Genomic DNA, 18278 nt, shown 5'->3' with positions numbered 1-18278 from the left:
ACACCGTCTGTAACCCTTTGTGAAACTTTGACAACATAATGTTCAGTCATGCTGCATCGGTAACGCCATTTGAAAAAAGCTATCGCGCCTTGTCAAAAACGTTCGATGCTGGCCGCGCCATCAATGCCGCGAAAGCCGCGAGCCAGCAGGTATTGCTCGCGTGACCTGTCGCGGGACGACGACGGCTTGCGCATCTGCACCTTGTCGAACAGCTTGCGAATGTCCTTGTGGTAGACATCGAAGCCTTCACCCTGGAAGACCTTGATCAGAAAATCGCCACCGGGACGCAGTACCCGACCGGCAAGATCGAGCGCCAATTCGCAGAGAAACATTGCACGCGGCATATCTACAGCGCTCAATCCACTCATATTGGGGGCCATATCGGAAATCACAAGGTCTACCTGCGTATTACCGACTGCCTCGAGGATCTGCTCAAGAATCGCATCCTCGGTAAAATCCCCCTGAATGAAGGTCACATCGGGGATGCTGTCCATTTCAAGGATGTCGGAAGCGATCAGACGACCTTGACCGCCGATCAGACGACTGGTCACCTGCGACCAGCCTCCCGGTGCTGCGCCGAGGTCGATCACAGTCATGCCCGGGCGGATGAGTTTGTCCTTTTCCTGGATCTCGAGCAGCTTGTAACTGGCACGCGAACGGTAACCGTCCTTCTGCGCCATTTTGACGTACTTGTCGTCGAAGTGTTCTTTGAGCCAGTTATGGCTTGTCTTGGAACGGGCCACGGGGCACCTCAAAAATAAACGAGTCGTGATTAACTGGGCGGTCCCGGACTCGCTCGGGTAAACTGGCCGCCGCTTTTAAAAGATCAGACGCAGAGGTCAGATTATGCCGCTCACTCCAGAGCAGAAGAAACAATACAAATCCATTGGCCACCATCTGAAACCGGTATTGATCGTGGCTGACAATGGTTTGACTGAAGGTGTACTTGCAGAGCTTGAACGCGCACTGAGCGATCATGAGTTGATCAAGATCAAGCTCAACATCCTCGACCGCGAAAGCCGTGTCGGCGCCATCGCAGAACTGTGCAAGGCCGGTTCTGCCGACCTGGTTCAGGTCATCGGCAAAATGGCGTTGATCTATCGCAAGAACCCAAAGGTAAACAAGCAACTGTCCAACGTCCACCGCGCACACGGATAAAAACAGAAGTCAGGGCCGCCAAAAGCGTGCCCTGACTCTTTTTTGCCGCTGAAAGCGCCCGCAAACACGGGCGCCAGCATCAGATATGACGCACTTCGATGATTTCGTACTCGATCACGCCACTCGGCGTTTTCACGACAACGACATCACCCTCTTCCTTGGCAATCAAGGCACGGGCAATGGGCGAGCCCACTGAAATCTTGCCTTTCTTGATATCCGCTTCGTCCTCACCCACGATCTGATACACCACGCCTTCGTCAGTCTCGACGTTGGCGATTTCAACTGTCGTGCCGAAGATCACCTTGCCGGTGTGCGGAATAGTCGTGACGTCGATGATCACAGCGTTCTGCATGCGGCCTTCGATATCACGAATACGCGCCTCGACCATCCCCTGCTGCTCGCGGGCAGCATGGTATTCGGCGTTTTCCTTGAGGTCGCCCAGCTCGCGCGCAGTACCGATGTCCTGGCTCAACTTGGGACGAATCACCTTGGTCAGGTGGGTCAGCTCTTCTTCCAGGGCGCGAGCGCCCTGGACGGTCATTGGGTATTTGATCATGCCTTCAATCCTGCATGGAGATCCTGCAAACGACGTACGGTCTTCTCCGGACCGAACTTGAGCGCTTCACAGATCGCTTCGCCTGCTGCAATGGTAGTGGTGCAGTAAATCTTGTGCTGCAGGGCGTTGCGACGGATGGAGTAGGAATCCGCGATCGACTGGCGACCTTCGGTGGTGTTGATGATCAGAGTGACTTCGTCGTTCTTGATCATGTCGACCACATGCGGACGGCCTTCGGTCACCTTGTTGACGCGACGCACTTTCAGGCCTGCCGCTTCGATCAGCTTGGCGGTGCCTGCGGTGGCAACGATCTCGAAACCAAGATTGATAAGGTCACGAGCGACCGCTTCAACCAGAGGCTTGTCATCGTCACGTACGCTGATGAACGCGGTACCGCCAGTCGGCAACACTTCGCTCGCGCCCATCTGGGCCTTGGCAAACGCTTCGCCAAAGGTATCACCCACACCCATCACTTCACCGGTCGATTTCATTTCCGGGCCGAGGATCGGGTCAACGCCAGGGAATTTGGCAAACGGGAACACGGCCTCTTTCACGCTGTAGAAGTTCGGAATGATTTCCTTGGTGAAGTTCAGCTCTTTCAGGGTTTTGCCTGCCATCACGCGGGCAGCGATCATCGCAAGGGAAACACCGATGCACTTGGAAACGAACGGCACGGTACGCGATGCGCGCGGGTTGACTTCAATGACGTAGATGTCTTCGCCCTGAAGCGCCAGCTGCACGTTCATCAGGCCGACAACGCCCAGTTCCAGCGCCATCTTCTTGACCTGCTCGCGCATCTCGTCCTGGATATGAGCCGGCAGCGAGTAAGGCGGCAGCGAACATGCGGAGTCACCGGAGTGAACACCCGCCTGCTCGATGTGCTGCATGATCGCGCCGATCACCACGTCAGTACCGTCGCAGACCGCATCGACGTCCATCTCGATTGCGCAGTTCAGGAAGTGGTCCAGCAGCACCGGGCTGTCGTTGGACACCTGAACGGCTTCGCGCAGGTAACGCTTGAGTTCGTCTTCCTGGTAAACGATTTCCATCGCACGGCCACCCAGTACATAGGACGGACGCACCACCAGTGGATAACCGATCTTCGCTGCGGCACGAATCGCTTCGTCTTCGCTGCGCACAGTGGCGTTTGGCGGCTGACGCAGGTTCAGACGCTCGACCATGTGCTGGAAGCGCTCGCGGTCTTCGGCACGGTCAATGGCATCGGGACTGGTGCCGATGATCGGCACGCCAGCGGCTTCAAGAGCACGCGCCAGTTTCAGAGGCGTCTGGCCACCGTACTGGACGATCACACCTTTCGGCTTCTCGACACGGACGATTTCCAGCACGTCTTCCAGGGTGACAGGCTCGAAGTACAGACGGTCCGAGGTGTCGTAATCGGTGGAGACGGTTTCCGGGTTGCAGTTGACCATGATGGTCTCGTAACCGTCTTCACGCAGCGCCAGCGCGGCGTGCACACAGCAGTAATCGAACTCGATACCCTGGCCGATGCGGTTCGGGCCGCCGCCCAGGATCATGATCTTGTCACGCGTCGACGGGTTGGCTTCGCACTCTTCCTCGTAGGTCGAGTACAGGTACGCAGTGTCGGTTGCGAACTCGGCTGCGCAGGTGTCGACGCGCTTGTAGACCGGGAACACTTCGAGCTTGTGACGATGCGTCCGCAGGTTCTTCTCGGTAACGCCCAGCAGTTTGGCCAGACGCGCGTCGGAGAAGCCCTTGCGCTTGAGACGGAACATGACGTCGCGGTCGATTGCCGACAGCCCCAGGGTCTTGATCTTCTCTTCGTCCTTGATCAGGTCTTCGATCTGCACCAGGAACCATGGGTCGATCATGTTCATGGCGAAGATTTCTTCGACCGTCATGCCGGCGCGGAAGGCGTCGGCGACGTACCAGATACGCTCGGCGCCCGGCACAGTCAGCTCGCGCTTGAGCGTGCTCATGCTTTCCGGATGGCTCAGGTCCAGCTTCGGATCAAGACCGCACACGCCGACTTCCAGGCCGCGCAGGGCTTTCTGCAGGGATTCCTGGAAGGTACGGCCGATGGCCATGACTTCACCGACCGACTTCATTTGAGTGGTCAGACGCGCATCGGCCTTGGCGAATTTCTCGAAGGCAAAGCGCGGCAGCTTGGTGACGACGTAGTCGATCGACGGTTCGAACGATGCCGGAGTCTTGCCGCCAGTGATTTCGTTCGACAGCTCGTCAAGGGTGTAGCCCACTGCCAGCTTGGCGGCAACGCGAGCGATCGGGAAGCCGGTCGCCTTGGAAGCCAGTGCAGAGGAGCGCGATACACGCGGGTTCATCTCGATCACGACCATGCGGCCGGTGTTCGGGCAGATGCCGAACTGAACGTTGGAACCACCGGTTTCAACGCCGATCTCGCGCAGCACTGCCAGCGAGGCATTACGCAGGATCTGGTATTCCTTGTCGGTCAGGGTCTGTGCCGGCGCCACGGTGATCGAGTCACCGGTGTGCACACCCATCGGGTCGAAGTTTTCGATCGAGCAGACAATGATGCAGTTGTCCTTTTTGTCGCGGACAACTTCCATTTCGTACTCTTTCCAGCCGATCAGCGATTCGTCGATCAGCAGTTCCTTGGTTGGCGACAGGTCCAGACCACGGGCGCAGATTTCTTCGAACTCTTCACGGTTGTAAGCGATACCGCCGCCGGTGCCACCCATGGTGAACGACGGACGGATGATGCAAGGGAAGCCGAGCTTTTCAAGCACCGCGTTGGCTTCTTCCATGCTGTGCGCGATGCCGGAGCGCGGGCACGCCAGGCCGATGGACTTCATCGCCTTGTCGAAGCGCGAACGGTCTTCAGCCTTGTCGATGGTGTCGGCGTTGGCGCCGATCATTTCGACACCGAACTTCTCCAGAACGCCTTCGCGCTCCAGATCCAGTGCGCAGTTCAGAGCGGTCTGGCCGCCCATGGTTGGCAGGAGTGCGTCCGGACGTTCTTTTTCGATGATCTTGGCAACGGTCTGCCACTTGATCGGCTCGATGTAGGTGGCGTCGGCCATGGCCGGGTCGGTCATGATGGTGGCCGGGTTGGAGTTCACCAGGATGACGCGGTAACCCTCCTCACGCAGAGCCTTGCAGGCCTGGGCGCCGGAGTAGTCGAATTCACAGGCCTGGCCGATCACGATGGGGCCGGCGCCGAGAATCAGGATGCTTTTAATATCTGTACGTTTTGGCATGGGTTGTCACTCAAATCCGCAGGTCAGTCGGCAAGCCGTCTTGAACATTTGTCTGAGGTGGCCTGGGCGGCAGCGACCGGACACTGAGTCCGGGGCCGCCCTGGGCACCTGCGTATTACAGTCTCAAGGCAACCGGTCAGCGGCGCTTGGCCATGGCTTCGATAAAGCGATCGAACAAAGGCGCGACGTCGTTCGGGCCCGGGCTCGCTTCAGGGTGACCCTGGAAGCTGAATGCGCTCTTGTCGGTCAGTTCGATACCCTGCAGGGTGCCGTCGAACAGCGACTTGTGAATGGCGCGAACGTTGCTCGGCAGGGTTGCCTCATCCACCGCAAAACCGTGGTTCTGGCTGGTGATCATGACCACACCGGTGTCCAGATCCTGGACCGGGTGGTTGGCACCGTGGTGGCCGTGGCCCATCTTCACGGTCTTGGCACCCGCGGCCAGCGCCAGAAGCTGATGGCCGAGGCAGATGCCGAACACCGGAATGTCGGTTTCCAGCACTTCCCTGATCGCCTTGATGGCGTAGTCGCACGGCTCCGGGTCACCAGGGCCGTTGGACAGGAAAACCCCGTCCGGCTTGTAGGCGAGCACTTCACTGGCAGGCATTTGCGCTGGCACCACGGTTACCCGGCAACCGCGCTCGACCAGCATGCGCAGGATGTTGACCTTGACGCCATAATCGTAGGCGACCACGTGATAAGGCAGCTCGGAGGCGGCGATTTCAGGGTGGCTGTCGGTTTTCAGATCCCAGACGCTGGAACGCCACTCGTAGGTGTCCTTGGTGCAGACTTCCTTGGCCAGGTCCATGCCCTTGAGGCCCGGGAAGCTGCGGGCAGCGGCGATGGCCGCCTCTTCGGTGATGTTATCGCCGGCCAGGATGCAGCCGTTCTGGGCGCCTTTCTCACGCAGGATGCGGGTCAGGCGGCGCGTGTCGATGCCAGCGATGGCAACGACGTTATTGGCTTTCAGGTAATCACCGAGGGACAGCTTGTTACGCCAGTTGCTGGCTACCAGAGGCAGGTCGCGAATGACCAGGCCGGCGGACCAGACGCGATCAGACTCTGCGTCTTCAGGAGTGGTGCCGGTGTTGCCGATATGCGGGTAAGTCAGGGTAACGATCTGCTGGGCGTAGGAAGGATCGGTAAGAATTTCCTGATAGCCTGTCATTGCGGTGTTGAACACCACCTCACCAACGGTCTGACCGTCGGCTCCAATGGCTTCGCCGCGAAAAATGCTGCCATCAGCAAGGGCGAGTATGGCTGGCTTAGTCAAGAAGACCTCCCGTAAATAAAACCTGAAAGGGCGATCGCAGGCTGCAAAAAAGCGGAATGACGTGTTTACGTCACCCCGCTTTCTTATGGAATCATCTGCGCGCTTTTAGTGGACACACTAAAGTTGTAGCTTACAGAAAAGGCCCATTTTGGTCTACCACCAATGAGCCTGAAATGCGGGAAAATGCGACAGGGCCACGAATGACCCTGTATGAAATCAATGCAGACCCAACACATCCTGCATGTCGTAAAGCCCTGGCGCCTTGCCGTCGAGCCACATTGCAGCCCGAACGGCACCCTTGGCGAAGGTCATGCGACTGGACGCCTTGTGCGTGATCTCGACCCGCTCACCGTCCGCTGCGAACAGCACGGTGTGGTCACCCACCACGTCACCGGCACGAATGGTCGCAAACCCGATGGTCTGACGATCCCGCGCGCCGGTCTGGCCTTCACGACCGTAGACCGCGACTTTTTCCAGATCGCGACCCAGCGCGTTGGCCACCACTTCACCCATACGCAGGGCGGTGCCGGACGGCGCATCGACCTTGTGCCGATGGTGCGCCTCGGTGATTTCGATATCGACCTCATCACCCAGAACGCGCGCAGCGGTGTCGAGCAGCTTCAGACACAGATTCACACCAACGCTGAAATTGGCAGCAAAGACGATCGGAATGTCTTTGCCCGCCTCTTCCAGACGCAGCTTCTCTTCCGCACTGAAGCCTGTCGTACCGATAATCATCGCCTTGCCTGCCTTGCGACAGAACGCCAGATTTTTCAGCGTCACCGAAGGATGAGTAAAGTCGATCAGAACGTCGAACTCGTCCGCCACCTTTGCCAGATCACCTGACAGCGGCACACCGATACGACCCAGCGCAGCCAGTTCGCCCGCATCAGCGCCCACCAGCGTGCTGTCAGGACGATCGATAGCGGCGGTCAAACCGGCGCCCGGCGCCTGCTGAACCGCCTCGATCAAGGTCTTGCCCATACGCCCGGCGGCGCCTACTACAGCAATACGTCGCATGCCCTGCTCCCGTTGATAGCCTTACAGATCGCCGAAGAAACGCTTCACACCCTCAAACCAGCCACTGGCTTTCGGAGAGTGGGATTCGTCGTTTTCAAGCGAGGTGCGGAACTCTTCAAGCAGCTCGCGCTGGCGCTTGCTCAGGTTGACCGGGGTTTCGACTGCAACACGGCACATCAAGTCACCGGCACCACCGCCACGCACTGGAGCGACGCCCTTGCCACGCAAGCGGAACTGCTTGCCGGTCTGGGTACCTTCGGGGATTTTCAGTTTGACGCGACCGTCGAGTGTCGGCACTTCAAGCTCGCCGCCCAGCGCTGCATCGGTAAAGCTGATAGGCACTTCGCAGAACAGGTGCTTGCCGTCACGCTGGAAGATCGCGTGTTCGCGCACATTGATCACGACATACAGGTCGCCGGTCGGGCCACCCTGGGTACCCGCCTCGCCTTCGCCAGACAGGCGAATGCGGTCACCGGTATCGACACCTGGCGGCACTTTGACGGAAAGCGTCTTGGACTCTTCGACGCGGCCTTCGCCATGGCAGGAGTCGCACGGATCGGAAATGATCTTGCCGTGGCCATGGCAGCGCGGACAGGTTTGCTGCACAGAGAAGAAACCCTGCTGCATGCGCACCTGACCAATGCCACCGCACGTAGGGCATGTGACCGGCGAAGACCCTTTCTTGGCACCGCTGCCGTCGCACGGCTTGCAGTTGACCAGCGTCGGAACGCGGATATTCACGTTAGTACCGCGAACCGCCTCCTCCAGATTCAGCTCCAGCGTATAGCGCAGGTCGCTGCCACGCTGAGCGCCGCCACGACCACCGCCGCCACCGGCACGGCCGCCACCAAAGAAGTCGCTGAACACATCGCCGAAGATATCGGAGAAGTTGGCGCCACCGGCACCACCACCAAAACCACCGCCGCCACCCATGCTCGGGTCGACACCGGCATGGCCATACTGATCGTAGGCCGCGCGCTTGCTGGCGTCGGAAAGCACTTCGTAGGCTTCGTTGGCCTCTTTGAACAGCTCTTCCGATGCTTTGTCATCAGGGTTGCGGTCAGGGTGATGCTTCATCGCCAGACGGCGATAAGCCTTCTTCAGATCCGCCTCGCTGGAGCCTCGCTCCACTCCCAACACTTCGTAATAATCACGCTTTGCCATAATTCTTCCGCACTCTTGAGGACGTTCGGCGAAGGCTCTCCTGAGCCGCACCAAACTCGTTGAGCCCCATACAGGCCCGGACCCAACTCACGTCGATTCAACGATCCTGGTCTTCGTTCAGCAGCCAGATGCATCCGGCCGAGAAAGCGGCAGAATGATTCGCCACGCAGGAGCGTCGCGATCTTGCCACGTGGCGTGCGGAGCAACTCCACACGCCGAAATTTTTGCTTGTTCCAGACACGCCAACGCGGGAGCAAGCTCCCGCGCGGCGACATCCTACCAGTCAGCGCTCGAAAGAGGTCAACCGGCTTTCAAGTGAGCCTGCGCTTACTTGTGGTCTTTTACTTCTTCAAACTCGGCGTCGACGACATCGTCAGCCTTGGCAGTTTCTTCAGCTGGCTTGGCCGCAGCGTCCGGGTTTTCAGCCTGCTCGGCGTACATCTTCTGAGCGATTGGCGCGGAAACCTTCGACAGCTCTTCGACCTTGGCTTCAATGGCAGCCTTGTCGTCGCCTTTGATAGCGGCTTCCAGAGCAACCAGTGCAGCTTCTACCGCAGTCTTCTCTTCAGCGGTGACCTTGTCGCCTGCGTCAGCGATCATCTTGCGAGTCGAGTGGACCAGCGCATCACCCTGGTTACGGGCAGAGGCCAGCTCTTCGAACTTGCGATCTTCTTCGGAGTTGACTTCAGCATCGCGAACCATCTGCTGAATTTCTTCCTCGGACAGACCGGAGTTGGCCTTGATCACGATGGACTGCTGCTTGCCGGTGGCCTTGTCTTTCGCGCCAACGTGCAGGATGCCGTTTGCGTCGATGTCGAAGGTCACTTCGATCTGTGGCACGCCACGTGGAGCAGGTGGAATCTCGGCCAGGTCGAACTTGCCCAGCGACTTGTTCTGACCGGCTTGCTTACGCTCACCCTGCAGGACGTGGATGGTTACCGCGTTCTGGTTGTCATCGGCCGTCGAGAACACCTGGGATTTCTTGGTAGGAATCGTGGTGTTTTTCTCGATCAGCGCAGTCATCACGCCGCCCATGGTTTCGATACCCAGAGTCAGCGGGCTGACGTCCAGCAGCAGAACGTCTTTGACATCACCGGCCAGGACTGCGCCCTGAATGGCAGCACCCATGGCAACGGCTTCGTCAGGGTTGACGTCTTTACGTGCTTCTTTGCCGAAGAACTCGGTCACCAGCTTCTGAACCAGCGGCATACGCGTCTGACCGCCGACCAGAATCACGTCGTTGATCTTGCTGATATCGATACCCGCGTCTTTCAACGCCATGCGGCAAGGCTCGATAGTGCGCTGAACCAGGTCTTCAACCAGCGATTCCAGCTTGGAGCGGGAGATCTTGACTACCAGGTGCTTAGGACCGGTTGCGTCTGCAGTGATGTACGGCAGGTTGACTTCGGTCTGGGTGCTGGAAGACAGCTCGATCTTGGCTTTTTCGGCAGCCTCTTTCAGGCGCTGCATGGCCAGCGGGTCACCCTTGAGGCTCATTCCGCTTTCTTTCTTGAATTCGTCGACGAAGTAGTCGATCAGACGAATGTCGAAGTCTTCACCACCCAGGAACGTGTCGCCGTTGGTGGCCAACACTTCGAACTGGTGCTCGCCATCGACTTCAGCGATCTCGATGACCGAGACGTCAAAGGTACCGCCACCCAGGTCATAAACGATGACAGTGTGGTCGCCCTTGGCCTTGTCCATACCGTAAGCCAGCGCGGCTGCGGTAGGTTCGTTGATGATGCGCTTGACGTCCAGACCGGCAATACGGCCAGCGTCTTTGGTAGCCTGACGCTGACTGTCGTTGAAGTAGGCCGGAACGGTGATGACCGCCTCGGTAACCGCTTCGCCGAGGTAGTCTTCGGCAGTCTTTTTCATTTTCTTCAGGATTTCAGCGGAAATCTGAGGAGGCGCCATTTTCTGGCCATTCACTTCAACCCAGGCATCACCGTTGTCAGCCTTGACGATCTTGTAAGGGACCATCTGGATGTCTTTCTGAACGACATCCTCTTCGAACTTGCGACCGATCAGACGCTTCACCGCGTACAGCGTGTTGTGCGGGTTGGTGACCGCCTGACGCTTGGCGGACTGACCGACCAGGATCTCGTTATCGTTCGCATAAGCGATGATCGAAGGCGTAGTACGAGTACCTTCGGCGTTCTCGATAACCTTGACGTTACCGTTTTCCAGAATGGAGACGCAGGAGTTGGTAGTCCCCAGGTCGATACCGATAATTCTGCCCATCTTTGACTCTCCCGAAACTTGCAAAACTTGGATTTGGTTGCCGCCAGTGCGTTTACACCGTGCGGTAGCTCTTAAACGCTTGACCTTTAAATGGGGGCCTTACAGCTGATTTCAAGCCTGCTCGTTGATTGACGGCGTTGCAGGCGATGGTGCCTTGCTGACCACGACCATGGCCGGGCGCAACAGGCGACCATTGAGCTGATAACCCTTCTGAAATACCTTGAGCACCGTGTTGGGCTCAACGTCGGCACTTTCCTGCATGGCCATCGCCTGGTGCTGGTCGGCACTGAACGGTTGGCCGTGCGGATCGATGGCTTCCAGCTGATAACGCTTGAGGGTGTCCTGGAACATCTTCAAGGTCAGCTCGATGCCTTCACGCATCGGACGAATGCTTTCATCGTCCGGACTGGACAGATCAAGGCCTCGCTCCAGACTGTCGATGATCGGCAACAGATCACCGGCAAATTTTTCCAGCGCAAACTTGTGCGCCTTTTCAACATCCTGTTCGGCACGGCGGCGGACATTCTGCAGATCCGCAGCCACGCGAAGGGATTGGTCCTGCGCAGCAGCCAGCTGCTCTTCGAGCACCTGCACGCGGGTTGTCAGTTCATCACCCGTGCCCGCCTCGGCAGCCTGATCCTGAGCCTGCGCATCCAGATTCTGTTCGTCAGCCATACATCTTCTCCTCTAAAAACGTCCGCGATCCCGATTCGCGCTTCTGCCCACCTATATGGGATCGGATTTTCCGGCTTCAAGGGTTTCGTGTGATCGAGATACGCATTCCCTGACAAATAATCCGGATTCCGGCCCTGCAAAAAATGGCGCATTGACACAATAGGGACTAAAAACCACTTCAGACCGATCAAATCGAGCTAAGCAAGGGCATTGTCAGCCACAAATAAAACACTGTATAAATAACCAGACAAACAGCCCGGGAGCCGCTCAATGCTGGTGCACCTTTCCGTACACAACTACGCCATTGTCGAACACCTTGACCTTGAACTGGATCGAGGCATGAGCGTCATCACCGGCGAAACCGGCGCTGGCAAGTCGATCATGCTCGACGCCCTGGGCCTTACCCTGGGCGACCGTGCCGACAGCGGCGTGGTCCGGCCAGGCGCCGACAAGGCCGACATCCTGGCCACGTTCGATCTGGGCGATATTCCCGAGGCACAGACCTGGCTCAAAGAGCGCGACCTGGACAACGACGGCCCCTGCATCCTGCGCCGGGTCATCACGGCCGAAGGTCGGTCACGCTCCTATATCAATGGCTCACCTTGCCCTCAGGGCGACCTGAAGGCACTGGGCGAACTGCTCATCGATATTCACAGCCAGCATGAACACCAGTCGCTGCTCAAGACCGACACCCACCGACGCCTGCTCGACGAATACGCGGGCGCGACCGATCTGGCCCGTCAGGTCCATCTCGCCGCACAGCGCTGGCGGCAGACGCGGCAGGAGCTCGAGCGCCTCTCCAACTCGGGTGACGAACAACGCGCACGTCATCAGTTGCTGAGCTATCAGCTCGAAGAACTGGAAAGCCTGAGCCTGGGCGAAAACGAGCTCGAACAGCTCGAACAGGAACACAAGGACCTGACCAACGCCGAAAGCCTGTTGAGCATTTGCCGACAAGTGGTCGAGCAGTGCAGCGAAAGCGATTCCGGCAACGTGCTCAATGCCCTGACCGCCAGCCTGCATCGTCTTGGCAGCGTCGACCATTCCCCGTCCGCCCTGAGCGAGGCCACAGGGCTGCTGTCCAGCGCGCAGATACAGGTAGAAGAAGCGGTAGGCGAGCTGAATCGCTTTCTGGATCACTTCGATGCCGACCCTGCCCGCCTGCAACAGCTTGAAGAGCGACTCGATGCTATCTATACGCTGGCGCGCAAGCACCGCATCCAGCCAGGCGAAGTGGCGACACTGCAACAAAAGCTGCTGGATGAAATAGAAACGCTGAATGCCAACGACGAATCCATCGAACGGCTGGAGCATGAGGTGCAGGCATTCGCGCGGCACTATCAGGATAAAGCCCGCGAGCTGAGCGACCTGCGTCACAATTCGGCGACGAAACTGGCCAGCGCTGTAGAACAGGAAATTCATCGTCTGGGCATGCCCGGCGGCCGTTTCCAGATCGACCTCAAAGCCAACGCCAGCGTAGAACCCTCGCCTCACGGCCTGGAGCAGGTAGAGCTATTGGTCAGCGCCAACCCCGGCCAGCCATTGAAAGCGCTGGCGAAAGTCGCGTCGGGTGGCGAACTGTCGCGCATCAGCCTGGCGATTCAGGTCATCACTGCGCAAACCTCGCGGGTGCCGACGCTGGTATTCGACGAAGTGGATGTGGGGATTGGCGGACCGACCGCCGAGATCGTGGGGCAACTGCTGCGTCGCCTGGGCGAGCGCGGCCAGGTCATGACCGTCACTCACCTGCCGCAGGTCGCGGCGCAGGGCCATCAGCACCTGTTCGTGCATAAGGTGCGGGACAACGACGCAACGCGCACAGCCGTGTCCAGGCTCAGCAAGACTGAATGTATAGAGGAAGTCGCCCGCATGCTGGGCGGCATCGACCTGACCAAGGAATCTCTGGCGCACGCCAAAAAGATGGTCGTTACGGCTAAAAGCTGAGCGATAGAAAGCACAAAGGCGACCGCGGTCGCCCCTGTTGCTGATTACGCCTTCTTGTTACGGACGTAGAGCACCAGATTGTGGTCCACCAGGTCAAAGCCGTGTCTTTCGACGATGGCTTTCTGAAGCTTCTCGATTTCTTCGTCGAAGAATTCGATCACCTCACCCGATTCCACGTTGACCATGTGGTCGTGGTGGCCGCCATCAGCCAGCTCGAACACAGCATGACCGCCGTCGAAATTGTGGCGCACCACCAGTCCAGCGGACTCGAACTGAGTCAGAACACGGTAAACCGTGGCCAGACCGACGTCCTCGCTAGCCTCCATGAGAGCCTTGTAGACATCCTCGGCACTCATGTGGCGTTGCTCTGCAGAATCGAGCATTTGCAGTATTTTGACCCGCGGTAAGGTTACCTTGAGTCCTACTTTACGTAGTTCGTTATTTTCAACCATGGTCAGCTTTCTCGCAGACGCTGCTTCGCAGCTTCTCTTAATGCAGGTATGATCGGAGTTTACGTTGTCCCAGCCAAGATAGTGGAAGTCGCCCACCGATGCAAAACACCAAGCTCTTGCTAACCAGTTTCACCTTCGTGGGACTGCTCGCACTCGCCGGTTGTTCATTCCCCGGGGTTTACAAAATCGACATCCAGCAGGGTAATGTCGTCACGCAGGACATGATAGACCAGTTACGCCCCGGAATGACCCGGCGGCAAGTACGGTTTATCATGGGCAACCCCCTGCTGACCGACACTTTCCACTCCGATCGGTGGGATTACCTGTACAGCCTGCAGCCAGGTGGCGGTGAACGCCAGCAGGAGCGTGTCAGCCTTATATTCAACGGCAATGACCAGCTCGTGAGCCTGTCTGGCGACTTCATGCCCGGCGTCAGCCGCGATGAAGCCATTCTCGGCAAGGACAGCGACACCACTGTCCCGGCAGAGAACCAGCCAGTGCAGCAGCCTGAAGAACCGGCCAAGCCAGGTTCGTTGCTGGATACAATCCAGAAGGACGTGGACAGCGTCGAGACCGTACCAGTCCCGACTCAGGAGCCGCTGGACACCAACACCCGGTAGTCCAAAGCGCCCAACAAAAAGCCCGGCATGCCGGGCTTTTTTGTGTCTTCCATTCAGCCAGCGTTCAGCCCGAACTCATCCTGTAGGCGTTCTTTTCTCACGCGCCTTGGCGGCACGCAGACGCCTGATCTCCATCGGGTCGGCCACCAGCGGACGATAAATCTCTATCCGCTCACCCGCCTCCAGCACCCGCGCAGCAGGATCAGCCACCACCTTGCCGAAGATACCGACGGCGCACAGGCTCAGATCCAGCTCGGGAAACTCCTTGTCCATACCGCTGAGTGCCAGCGCCTGACTTACCGAAGAGCCGGCCGGGACATCGACCGTCTTCAATACCTGGCGCTGCACTGAGGCGTAGACCACCTCTATCTGAATCGATGCGTCAGCCATGCAGCTCTTTCGCTCGCTGGCAGAACGCATCCACCAGCGTGTTGGCTGCCTGATTGAACAGCGGCCCCAGCGTGGCGCGAACGATGGTGCCGGCATAATCGAAGGACAGATCCAGACTGATCTTGCATGCTTTCTCGCCAAGCGGCTTGAACGTCCAGACACCGTGAAACTGTTCGAACGGCCCTTCGACCAGATCCATCACGATCGACTCACCGGGAACCAGCGTGTTGCGCGTCATGAACTTCTGGCTCAGACCGCCCTTGGCGATCTCCAGGCTGGCGCGCATCTGCGCCTCACTGGCTTCAACCACGGTAGCGGACGAGCACCACGGCAGGAACTCGGGATAACGAGCCACATCATTGACCAGGTCATAAAGGAACCCGGCCGGGTACGGCAGTAAAGCAGAGCGTTGTATATGCGTAGTCATGTGAGCGTCATTTCCAGAGCTGAGCGGCAAACACCACAAGAATGCCGAGCGGCGCCACGTAGCGCATCAAAAAGTACGTCAGGTTGAAGAGCAGCGGACTGCGAATCGACAATTCGTCGCGCACCGTCTCACGGCCCATCACCCAACCAGCGAATACTACAAAACACAACCCACCCAGCGGCAACATGATCCGCGAAGTGAAGAAATCAATGACTCCGAAGAAGTCCAGGCCAGTCGATGCGCCCCATTGATAGAGGTGGAATGCGCCTCCATCGTTCACGAAAAACTTGGCTTTCTGCCAGATATTGAACGAGAACACCGTGCCCAAGCCCACAAACCAGCAGGTAAAGGCCAGCCAGAACGTCACCCAGGCGCGGCGAATACGGGTGCGCTCGACCAGGTAGGCAACCATCGGCTCAAGCAACGAAATCGCCGAACTCCAGGCTGCAACCGCCACCAGCACGAAGAACACGATACCCATCAATTGGCCGAACGCGACGTTGCCGAATGCATAAGGCAGCGTGACGAACATCAGGCCCGGCCCCTCGCTGGGGTTCAGGCCTGCGGCGAACACGATCGGGAACAGCGCAAGGCCGGCCAACAGCGAAACGAAGGTATCGAGCAACGCGATGCCGACGACGGTGCTGCTGATCGACGCGCCTTTGGTCATATACGCGCCGTAAACCATGATCGAGCCGACACCGACGCTCAGGGAAAAGAACGCATGGCCCATCGCGGGCAGCAAGCCATCCAGCACCTTTTCGGGATTGAAGTCGAACATGAAATGCACGCCTTCCATGAAATGCCCGGTAGTCAGGCTATAGCCCAACAGCGCGAGCATCAGCAGGAACAGCATCGGCATCATGATGCGCAGGCTTTTCTCCAGCCCGGCCTCGACCCCCTTGCCGATCACCACCGCCGAAAGCAGCATGAAAATGGTGTGCCACAGAATCAGACGCCATGGGTCGGCAATCACCGCACCGAAATACGCACCGACCTGATCCGGCGACACACCCTGAAAGTCGCCGCGCCCCATGTCGATGATGTAATCCAGCGACCAGCCGCCCACCACACTATAAAAGGAGAGAATCAGCAGCGCAGTGATCATCCCGGCAAACGCACCCCAGGACCAGCGCGGCGAATGCCCCGCTTCCTGTGCCAGCGTCTTGAGCGCATTCGCAGGACTGAGCCGGGAACGACGACCAATCAGCGTCTCGGCGATCATGACCGGAATACCGATCAGCGCGATGCACGCCAGAAAAACCAGTACGAATGCACCGCCGCCATAGGCACCGACCATGTACGGAAATTTCCAGATACTGCCCAGCCCCACAGCAGAGCCGGTAGCAGCCAGGATGAACACCCAGCGACTTGCCCAGCTACCGTGGACCGAAACCTTGTCCGTCGACATTATCGAAACGCCCAGCCAAAAAAGATCGCGCATTGTCCGGGATTCAACCTTTGTGCTCAAGCACGCGCTTTCCCGTAGCCGACATTGATGCAACTGCCTATAATGCGCCCCCTATGGCTAAGCTCAAGAAACACCCTACAGGGACCATCGCGCAAAATAAGAAAGCGCGTCACGATTACTTCATCGAACACAAGTTCGAGGCCGGTCTGGTCCTGTCTGGCTGGGAAGTAAAAAGCCTGCGTGCCACCAAGGTACAGCTGGTCGACAGTTATGTGCTGCTCAAGGATGGCGAGGCCTGGCTGATGGGTTGCCACATCACGCCTCTCAAGACTGCCAGCACACACGTCATCGCTGACCCGACACGCACCCGCAAACTGCTGCTGAACAAGCGCGAGCTCGAAAAGCTCACCAGCTCGGTTCAGCAGAAAGGCTATGCCTGCGTCGCCCTTTCCGTTTACTGGAAGGAGCACCTGGTCAAGTGCGAAATTGCGCTGGGTAAAGGCAAGAAGGAATACGACAAGCGTCACACCGAACGCGAACGCGATTCGGACCGTGAGCTGCAGCGTGCCGTGCGCTCCAAGGGCAAGGACGACTAGCTTCTGGCGCTGGCGTGTGCCAAATGTCCTGACGCGGATATTTGGCACTTCATATCGACCCCTTTACTCCCATACCCCGCCCCACTCCCAGCCTCAACCCGTTCGATACCTCCAAGCGAAGATCGCCTCATTTTGGTGCTTGAATGCGCAATGTGGCTATTTCGCAGTATTCCGAAAATAAAATAGAACGCCTGCGTTACACCACAGTCAATCCTTTAGGCCCAACTATTAAACGGGCTTTCAAACCCTCGGGCGACGGCCTCAAACACCGGCCATACCGAGTCCACAGGTTACAAGGAGAGACACATGAAGCGTACCGCCCTCACTGGATTGTTCCTCAGCGCCGCCCTGTTGGCTTCGCCGGTTTTTGCCGCCGATGATTTGTGCGCCGCAAACATCAAGACCATCGAAAACGCCAACACCTCGTCCAGCACCAACTTGAGTCCGGAAAACAAGACCATGCTCGAGACCACTGTGAAGAACGCCAAAGCGGCCCAAGCGCAGAACGACGAGAAAAAATGCGTTGAGATCACCACCAAGACCATCACTTCCCTGAAAAATACCGGCTCGGGCAGCGAAGGCACCAAGTAAACCTCCGAGCAGGCCAGCCACCCAGGCTGGCCTGAACGATTGCAGCAGACGGGTCGACGTGCCACGCCAATTGGCGTACACTGCGTCCCAGCGATTGCGAAAGCAGTCTCGGGGCCGATTTGGATTCGACGCCGGTGATGAAACTTTAGGTGCATGCCGAGTTGGTAACAGAACTCGTAAATCCACTGTTGCAACTTTCTATAGTTGCCAATGACGAAACCTACGGGGAATACGCTCTCGCCGCGTAAACGGTGCTAGCCTTCCTTCTGGTAGCTTCGGCTCCAGCAATCATCAGGGGATGCCTGTAAACCCGAAATGATTGTCATATAGAACAGGATCGTCGCCTAGTACGTTGTGGACGAAGCGACTAAAACTTACACAACTCGCCCAAAGCACCCTGCCCGTCGGGTCGCTGAGGGTTAACTTAATAGACACGGCTAAGCATGTAGTACCGACAGCGGAGTACTGGCGGACGGGGGTTCAAATCCCCCCGGCTCCACCAAATTGCAAATGAAGACGCCCCAGGGCGTCTTTTTTTG

At 58.1% G+C, this 18278-nt stretch carries 17 protein-coding genes and 1 other RNA gene; 6 read left to right on the top strand and 12 right to left on the bottom strand.

What is annotated here, in order from left to right; translation table 11 throughout:
• Positions 1-92: 92 nt before the first annotated feature.
• The gene (rlmE, locus tag P406_RS25250; protein ID WP_003313635.1) at positions 93-743 is read right to left on the bottom strand and encodes a 23S rRNA (uridine(2552)-2'-O)-methyltransferase RlmE; all 651 of its coding nucleotides are present in this window, start codon (positions 741-743) and stop codon (positions 93-95) included.
• Positions 744-846: 103 nt separating this feature from the next.
• Between rlmE and P406_RS25245 the strand changes: the two genes are divergently transcribed.
• Positions 847-1158 (top strand): YhbY family RNA-binding protein, encoded by a 312-nt coding sequence (locus P406_RS25245; RefSeq protein WP_010427742.1) that lies wholly within the window; start codon positions 847-849, stop codon positions 1156-1158.
• 79 nt (positions 1159-1237) lie between these two features.
• Here P406_RS25245 and greA read toward each other — a convergent pair whose 3' ends face one another.
• The 7 genes from greA to grpE all read right to left on the bottom strand — a co-directional run bounded on the left by greA (position 1238) and on the right by grpE (position 11308).
• Entirely contained in the window at positions 1238-1714 is a 477-nt protein-coding gene (gene greA / locus P406_RS25240; protein ID WP_046237700.1) for a transcription elongation factor GreA, read from the bottom strand.
• On the bottom strand, positions 1711-4932 hold the full coding sequence (carB, locus tag P406_RS25235; protein ID WP_003340565.1) for a carbamoyl-phosphate synthase large subunit: 3222 nt from the start codon (positions 4930-4932) through the stop codon (positions 1711-1713). Before carB ends, greA begins: the two co-directional genes overlap by 4 nt.
• A gap of 136 nt (positions 4933-5068) precedes the next feature.
• A complete protein-coding gene (gene carA / locus P406_RS25230; protein WP_003418841.1) occupies positions 5069-6205 on the bottom strand; it encodes a glutamine-hydrolyzing carbamoyl-phosphate synthase small subunit in 1137 nt (378 codons plus the stop codon).
• Between the two features lie 216 nt (positions 6206-6421).
• A complete protein-coding gene (gene dapB / locus P406_RS25225; RefSeq protein ID WP_003431540.1) occupies positions 6422-7225 on the bottom strand; it encodes a 4-hydroxy-tetrahydrodipicolinate reductase in 804 nt (267 codons plus the stop codon).
• Positions 7226-7246: 21 nt separating this feature from the next.
• On the bottom strand, positions 7247-8389 hold the full coding sequence (dnaJ, locus tag P406_RS25220; RefSeq protein ID WP_003395180.1) for a molecular chaperone DnaJ: 1143 nt from the start codon (positions 8387-8389) through the stop codon (positions 7247-7249).
• Positions 8390-8716: 327 nt separating this feature from the next.
• Positions 8717-10633, bottom strand: coding sequence for a molecular chaperone DnaK (gene dnaK, locus P406_RS25215; protein ID WP_003418845.1), 1917 nt, complete (start codon positions 10631-10633; stop codon positions 8717-8719).
• 111 nt (positions 10634-10744) lie between these two features.
• A complete protein-coding gene (gene grpE, locus P406_RS25210; protein WP_003418846.1) occupies positions 10745-11308 on the bottom strand; it encodes a nucleotide exchange factor GrpE in 564 nt (187 codons plus the stop codon).
• A 270-nt stretch (positions 11309-11578) separates the two neighbouring features.
• Between grpE and recN the strand changes: the two genes are divergently transcribed.
• Positions 11579-13252: a DNA repair protein RecN gene (gene recN / locus P406_RS25205; RefSeq protein WP_046237699.1), complete on the top strand. Its 1674-nt coding sequence runs from the start codon at positions 11579-11581 to the stop codon at positions 13250-13252.
• Positions 13253-13296: 44 nt separating this feature from the next.
• Here recN and fur read toward each other — a convergent pair whose 3' ends face one another.
• On the bottom strand, positions 13297-13704 hold the full coding sequence (gene fur / locus P406_RS25200) for a ferric iron uptake transcriptional regulator (RefSeq protein WP_003313643.1): 408 nt from the start codon (positions 13702-13704) through the stop codon (positions 13297-13299).
• A 98-nt stretch (positions 13705-13802) separates the two neighbouring features.
• Between fur and P406_RS25195 the strand changes: the two genes are divergently transcribed.
• Positions 13803-14324: an outer membrane protein assembly factor BamE gene (locus tag P406_RS25195; RefSeq protein ID WP_003418851.1), complete on the top strand. Its 522-nt coding sequence runs from the start codon at positions 13803-13805 to the stop codon at positions 14322-14324.
• A 75-nt stretch (positions 14325-14399) separates the two neighbouring features.
• On the opposite strand, the gene P406_RS25190 is transcribed toward P406_RS25195, so the two are convergent.
• The 3 genes from P406_RS25190 to P406_RS25180 are packed head-to-tail and all read right to left on the bottom strand — an operon-like array spanning position 14400 to position 16552.
• Positions 14400-14714, bottom strand: coding sequence for an RnfH family protein (locus tag P406_RS25190; RefSeq protein WP_046237698.1), 315 nt, complete (start codon positions 14712-14714; stop codon positions 14400-14402).
• Positions 14707-15141 (bottom strand): type II toxin-antitoxin system RatA family toxin, encoded by a 435-nt coding sequence (locus P406_RS25185; RefSeq protein WP_003400153.1) that lies wholly within the window; start codon positions 15139-15141, stop codon positions 14707-14709. The genes P406_RS25190 and P406_RS25185 overlap by 8 nt, the downstream gene beginning before the upstream one ends.
• 7 nt (positions 15142-15148) lie before the next feature.
• On the bottom strand, positions 15149-16552 hold the full coding sequence (locus tag P406_RS25180) for a sodium-dependent transporter (RefSeq protein WP_024648070.1): 1404 nt from the start codon (positions 16550-16552) through the stop codon (positions 15149-15151).
• A gap of 113 nt (positions 16553-16665) precedes the next feature.
• Here P406_RS25180 and smpB point away from each other — a divergent pair, with 113 nt between their 5' ends.
• From smpB to ssrA, 3 genes are all read left to right on the top strand, one after another.
• Positions 16666-17148 (top strand): SsrA-binding protein SmpB, encoded by a 483-nt coding sequence (gene smpB / locus P406_RS25175; protein WP_003400147.1) that lies wholly within the window; start codon positions 16666-16668, stop codon positions 17146-17148.
• Positions 17149-17454: 306 nt separating this feature from the next.
• Positions 17455-17739 (top strand): PA2433 domain-containing protein, encoded by a 285-nt coding sequence (locus tag P406_RS25170; protein WP_003364180.1) that lies wholly within the window; start codon positions 17455-17457, stop codon positions 17737-17739.
• A gap of 110 nt (positions 17740-17849) precedes the next feature.
• Positions 17850-18241, top strand: a transfer-messenger RNA (tmRNA) gene (ssrA, locus tag P406_RS28385).
• The last annotated feature ends 37 nt before the right edge of the window (positions 18242-18278 follow it).

This window comes from Pseudomonas syringae pv. coryli str. NCPPB 4273, assembly GCF_000972175.1.
Taxonomy (GTDB): domain Bacteria; phylum Pseudomonadota; class Gammaproteobacteria; order Pseudomonadales; family Pseudomonadaceae; genus Aquipseudomonas; species Aquipseudomonas syringae.
Note: the sequence above shows the minus strand (reverse complement) of the source record. Positions and strands in the feature narration are given on the sequence as shown.